Source organism: Pseudoxanthobacter sp. (genome assembly GCF_036822375.1).
In the GTDB taxonomy this organism is placed as follows: domain Bacteria; phylum Pseudomonadota; class Alphaproteobacteria; order Rhizobiales; family Segnochrobactraceae; genus Pseudoxanthobacter.
This window is the reverse complement of record NZ_DAISHT010000136.1, coordinates 4,692-9,547: the sequence shown is the minus strand read 5'-3', so window position 1 is coordinate 9,547 and position 4,856 is coordinate 4,692. Positions and strand designations below refer to the sequence as shown.

3 protein-coding genes are annotated in these 4,856 nt (G+C 70.4%); all 3 read right to left on the bottom strand.

All coding sequences use genetic code 11. The annotated features are described in order from the left end of the window. Positions 1–242: 242 nt before the first annotated feature. Positions 243–1,613, bottom strand: a complete 1,371-nt coding sequence (locus tag V7067_RS12415; protein WP_334176218.1) for a porin — start codon at positions 1,611–1,613, stop codon at positions 243–245. 153 nt (positions 1,614–1,766) lie between these two features. After that, the gene (locus V7067_RS12410; RefSeq protein ID WP_334176217.1) at positions 1,767–3,149 is read right to left on the bottom strand and encodes a porin; all 1,383 of its coding nucleotides are present in this window, start codon (positions 3,147–3,149) and stop codon (positions 1,767–1,769) included. A gap of 480 nt (positions 3,150–3,629) precedes the next feature. Then, positions 3,630–4,856 (bottom strand): MFS transporter (locus tag V7067_RS12405; protein ID WP_334176216.1); only part of this gene is annotated, 1,227 nt, incomplete at its 5' end.

Below are 4,856 nucleotides of genomic sequence, written 5' to 3'. Positions count from 1 at the left end.
TGATGCATTCCACCTCGTCGATGCGGTTGGCGCGCAGCCATTCCACACACTCGGCAGCCGATCCCGGAACGTCGTCGATCATCATGTTTCTCTCTGGAAGCGCAGATGCGGCCGCGGCGGCAAACGGCCGGCCGCGACCTGAGCCGCGATTCTAGTGGGTAATGCCCGTGCGGGGAAACAGCGCCGTGCGGCCGCGGGGGTGCGCAATTGTGGCGCGTCCCCCCTTTGCGGCGGCGGCCGGCTCAGAAATCGCGCTCGATGTGCAGCAGCGCCACCAGCGCGTTGCCGAGCGAGCCCTCGGCCGGCTCGATGCGCTTATATTCCACTTCCACGCCGAACTGCAGGTTCTCCACGGGGAAGAACACCTGATTGGCCTGCACGTCGATGTTGCGGAAGTCGTTTTCCGGGCCGAGGTTGCCGACGTCGAGATAGGACAGGTTGATGTTGGTCTGCCACAGCGGCGACCAGTTGTGGGTGATGCCGCCGCTGACCGACCACGCCCGGCCAAGGTCGAGGGAGCGCGTGCCGTCGGCGGCGGTGACGATGCGGGCATCCGCGCCGGCGATGCGGATGTGGTCGTCGCGCGGGTTGACGGCAACGTAGCTGAGCGCACCGTCGCCATAGGCGCCCTGCAGGGTGACGGAATCGCCGTCGCCGAGCTTCGGCAGGTTGAGCGTGAGGCCGCCGGCCGCCGCCCACCCCACCTTCGCGGCATAGCCGAGCGTTTCGTCGGGATAGAGGAAGGTGTTGACGAGGTGGCTGGCGGCGGCAGCCTGCGCACTGCCCCAGTCGTCGCTGTAGGCGAGCTGGCCGACCACGTCCGGCACCTGCTGGCCGGCATAGCCCGAGCCGGTCACCGGCGTGCCGGCAATGGCCACGTTGCGGGCGGCACTGTCTTCCAGCGAGCCGGTGAAGCTGAGATTGCCGTCGCCGGGGCTGTAGGTATAGGCGACGATGTTGGTGCGGGTGTCCGACCATGCCGGCTCGTAGAGCGAGGCATAGGTGGACCCGGTGTAGAAATCGAACATCGACTGGGTATAGCCGGCGGTCAGCCCGCCCCATTCGACCATGCCGGTATAGAGCTGCCAGCTGTTGCCGACGCCGGACGGCACCTTCACGATTTCGCCGCCGCCCAGCCCCTGCTTGTTGACGCGCATTTCCAGCGTGGTGCTGATGGCGCCGAGTTCGGTGGCGGTTTTGGTGCTGAACGCCAGGTCGGCGTTGACCGAGGTGGAGATGCCGTTGCGGCTGGCGCTGTACCAGCCCGGCTGCAGCGAGGCGGCATCGGAGCCGAGCAGCCAGAACTCGTAATAGACGTAGCCGCTGATCTTGAGGCAGGTCGACGAGCCGGGAATGGCGATGTAGCCGTCCGGGCCCGGCGCGCTGCCGGAATCGTCGCTGGTGGCGGCGTTGCCGGAATCGTCCGAACTGTCGGAATCGTCGCTGTCGGCGGCCGGGCAGGCTTTCAGCGCCTGCGCGGTGGCGGTGGCCGTTCCCGGCGGCGGGTTCGGCAGCGGCCGCGCGGCCGCCGGCCCTCCCCACAGGGCCGCGAGCGCGACGGCGGCGACTGCAAGGCCGGCCCGACCGGTCGCCTGATCCTGCCGTGACATCATGGCCGCCTCCGCCCTTCGCCTGCCTGCGCGGGGCCGAGAATCGCGGTTCGGCGGGCCGGCAGCAAGGCCGATATTGCCGGCCGGCGCGCGCCGTTTACGTTTGCTTCACCCTGTGGCCGATCTGCACGGGCCGGTCTGCACGGCGGGGCGGGTTCAGAAGTCGCGCTCGATGTGCAGCAGGCCCACCAGCGCATTGCCGAGGGCGCCGGTCTGCGGCTGGATGCGCTTGTATTCCACTTCCACACCGAACTGCAGATTGTTGACCGGAAAGAAGATGTGGCTGGCCTGGATATCGACGTTGCTGAAGTTGTCGGCCGGCCCCAGCTGCCCGACATCGAGATAGGAGACGTTGATGTTGCTCTGCCACTGCGGCGACCAGTTGTGGGTGATGCCGCCGCTGACCGACCATGCCCGCGAAAGCTGAAGCTGCCGGCCGCCGGCGGCCCCGGTGGCGATCACCGCATCGGCGCCGCCGGGCAGGGTGGAATTGTCGATGGGATTGGTGGCGATGTAGTTGAGCGCACCCACGCCGTAGGCGCCCTGCAGGGTCAGGCTGTCGCCGGTGCCGAGATGCGGCAGGTTGAGGGTGACACCGCCGGCGGTGGCCCAGCCCGTCTTCGCGGCATAATCGCCGGTGCCGCCCGTGCCGAGGAAGGTGTTGACGAGGTGGCTTGCCGCAGAGACCTGCGCGCTGCCCCAGCCGGCCGTGTAGGCCAGCGCGCCGACGAAGTCCGGCAGTTGCTGGCCGGCATAGCCGGTGGCGGTGCCGGCGGCAAAGCCGGGGGCGTTGATGATGCCGAGGTCGCGGTAGGAACTGTCTTCCATCGAGCCGGTCAGGCTGAAGCCGCTGGCCCCGAAGGTGTAGGTATAGGCAAGCAGGTTCGTCTTGGTGTCCGACCATGCCGGCTCGTAGAGCGAGGCGTAGGTGCTGCCGGTGAAATAGTCGAACATCGACTGGGTGCGGCCGGCGGTGATGCCGTTCCAGTTCAGCAGGCCGTGATAAAGCTGCCAGGTGTCGGTCATCACCGAGGGCACCAGCTGCGATTGCAGGCTCATGCGCAGCTCGATGAAGCTGGTCAGCGGGCCGTATTCGGTATCGCTGACGCTGTGCAGGCGCACGTCGCCGCGCACGTAGCTGGAAATGCCGTTCTGGTCGGCGCTGTACCAGCCCGGCTGGCCGGAGGCGGCATTGGAGCCGTAGAGCCAGAATTCGTAATAGACGAGGCCGTCGATCTTCAGGCAGGTCTGCGTGCCGGGCAGCGCCATGTAGCCCGGCGGCTGGCCGGGGCAGGCGGCAACCGAAGCCGCGCGCCCGGCGGCGCCGGCGGGCTCGTCCGGCAGCGATCCGGCAGCGGCCGGCGCGCCGGCCAGCGACAGCGTGGCCGCCACGGCGGCAGCCGGCAGCGGGCGCCGCCGGGCCGTGCGGCCGGTGGCGGCGGCCCTGCAGCCGTTGTGGCGGGGGCGCGGACCGCGGGCCGCGATGACGGCATCGCGGAGGCGGGCGCCGGCGGTCACCGGCCGGTCGGGTGCCTGCATCTGTCTCCTGCTGTGGGCTGGTCCGGAATGTCCGGCGGGGCGGGAAGGACGGCATATTGCCGGTCAAGGATTGCCGCCCTGCGGCCCGGGCGCAAGCCGCAAAGGCGCCGCAGCCGGCCGGGCGGCGGTCCTTTTTGCCCGGTGTGCCGTCCGGGTCGCAGTTGTGCTGAAGCCCGGCCGGTGCCGGCCGCGCAGCGAAAGCGCGGTGCGATGGGAGCGGCGATGCGGCCCGTACCCGAACCATCGCGGCGGCGGCGCCGGCGGTTCTGACGCGCGACGATGGCCGGCTTCGCGCGGGAGCGCCGGTTGCGGTGCCCCGTGCGGGACCGCTCAGCATCGCCGCCGCGCCGGTCGCCGGGTTGCCGGCCGGGCGCCGGTCAGCGGCCGCGCGGGGCCGGGGCGGATATTCGGCCCGCGGCCCGCGCGCTCAGGCCGCTGGTGGCGGGGTGAGGATGGCGGCGGCGTCCGGCCGGGCCGCCGTTACGGGATCGCCCGGCGGCGCGGCACGGCGGCGACGAACACGGCAAGCGCGACGGCGGCGATGGCCGATGCGATGAAGAACGCGATATCCGGGCTTTTCACCGGCGCGGCATCGGACAGGAAGAAGCCGAACACCTGCGTGAAGAAGAGCGTGCCGGCCAGCATGGCGAGGTTCATCAGTGCCGCAAGGCCGCCCTGCAGCGCGCCCTGTGCGTTGTCCGGCACGGCACGCGACATCATGGCGGCGAGCATCGGCTGGCTGAAGCCCTCCAGCGCATGCACCAGCAGCAGCACCAGCACCGCGGCCGTGGTGGGCGCCAGCCCGAAGCCGGCGCACGACAGCGCGCCGAACAGCAGCCCCACCACGGCAAGCCGCCGCTCGCCCCACCGCGCCACGGCCGGGCCGGTTGCCAGCCCCTGCATGAGGGCGATGGCAAGGCCGGTGGTGGCCAGCGTCAGCCCCACGGTGGTGGCCGGCCAGCCGAATTTCGCCATGCCCCAGAACGGCCAGATGGCGGGATAGACAGAGGTGCTGAAGAAGTAGAGCACCAGCACCACCGCCATCGGCAGCACGCCGGGATAACGGCGGAAAACGGCGAGTACGCCCAGCGGATTGGCCTCGCGCCAGCGGATGGCCCGGCGGCGGTCGGCCGGCAGCGTTTCCGGCAGGGCAATGAGACCGAAGACGAAATTGGCGGCCGCCACGGCCGCCGCCGCCCAGAACGGGGCGCGGATGCCGAAGGCGCTGATGAGCCCGCCGAGCGCCGGCCCCAGCACGAAGCCGAGGCCGAAGGCCGCCGTCATCAGGCCAAAGGCCCGGGCGCGCTTTTCCGGCGCGCTGACATCGGCAAGGCAGGCATTGGCAATGACATAGGATGAACCGCAGATGCCGGCGAGCACGCGCCCGACGAACAGCCACCCCGGCGAGGGGGCGAGCGCGTGCAGCACATAATCCGCCGCCAGCCCGGCAATGGCCAGCAGCAGCAGCGGACGGCGGCCGAAGCGGTCGGCGAGCGCGCCCATCAGCGGCGCACACAGGAACTGCGCCAGACTGAAGGCCGCGAACAGCCAGCCGCCGACGCGGGCGGCATCGTCGAGCCCGACATGGCCGACATCTTCGATGAGCGGCGGCAGGACGGGGATGATGAGCCCGAAGCCGATGACATCCAGAAACACCGCCATGAGGGCAAATGCGGTCGCCCGCCGTGCTGCGGCAGGACTGATGGC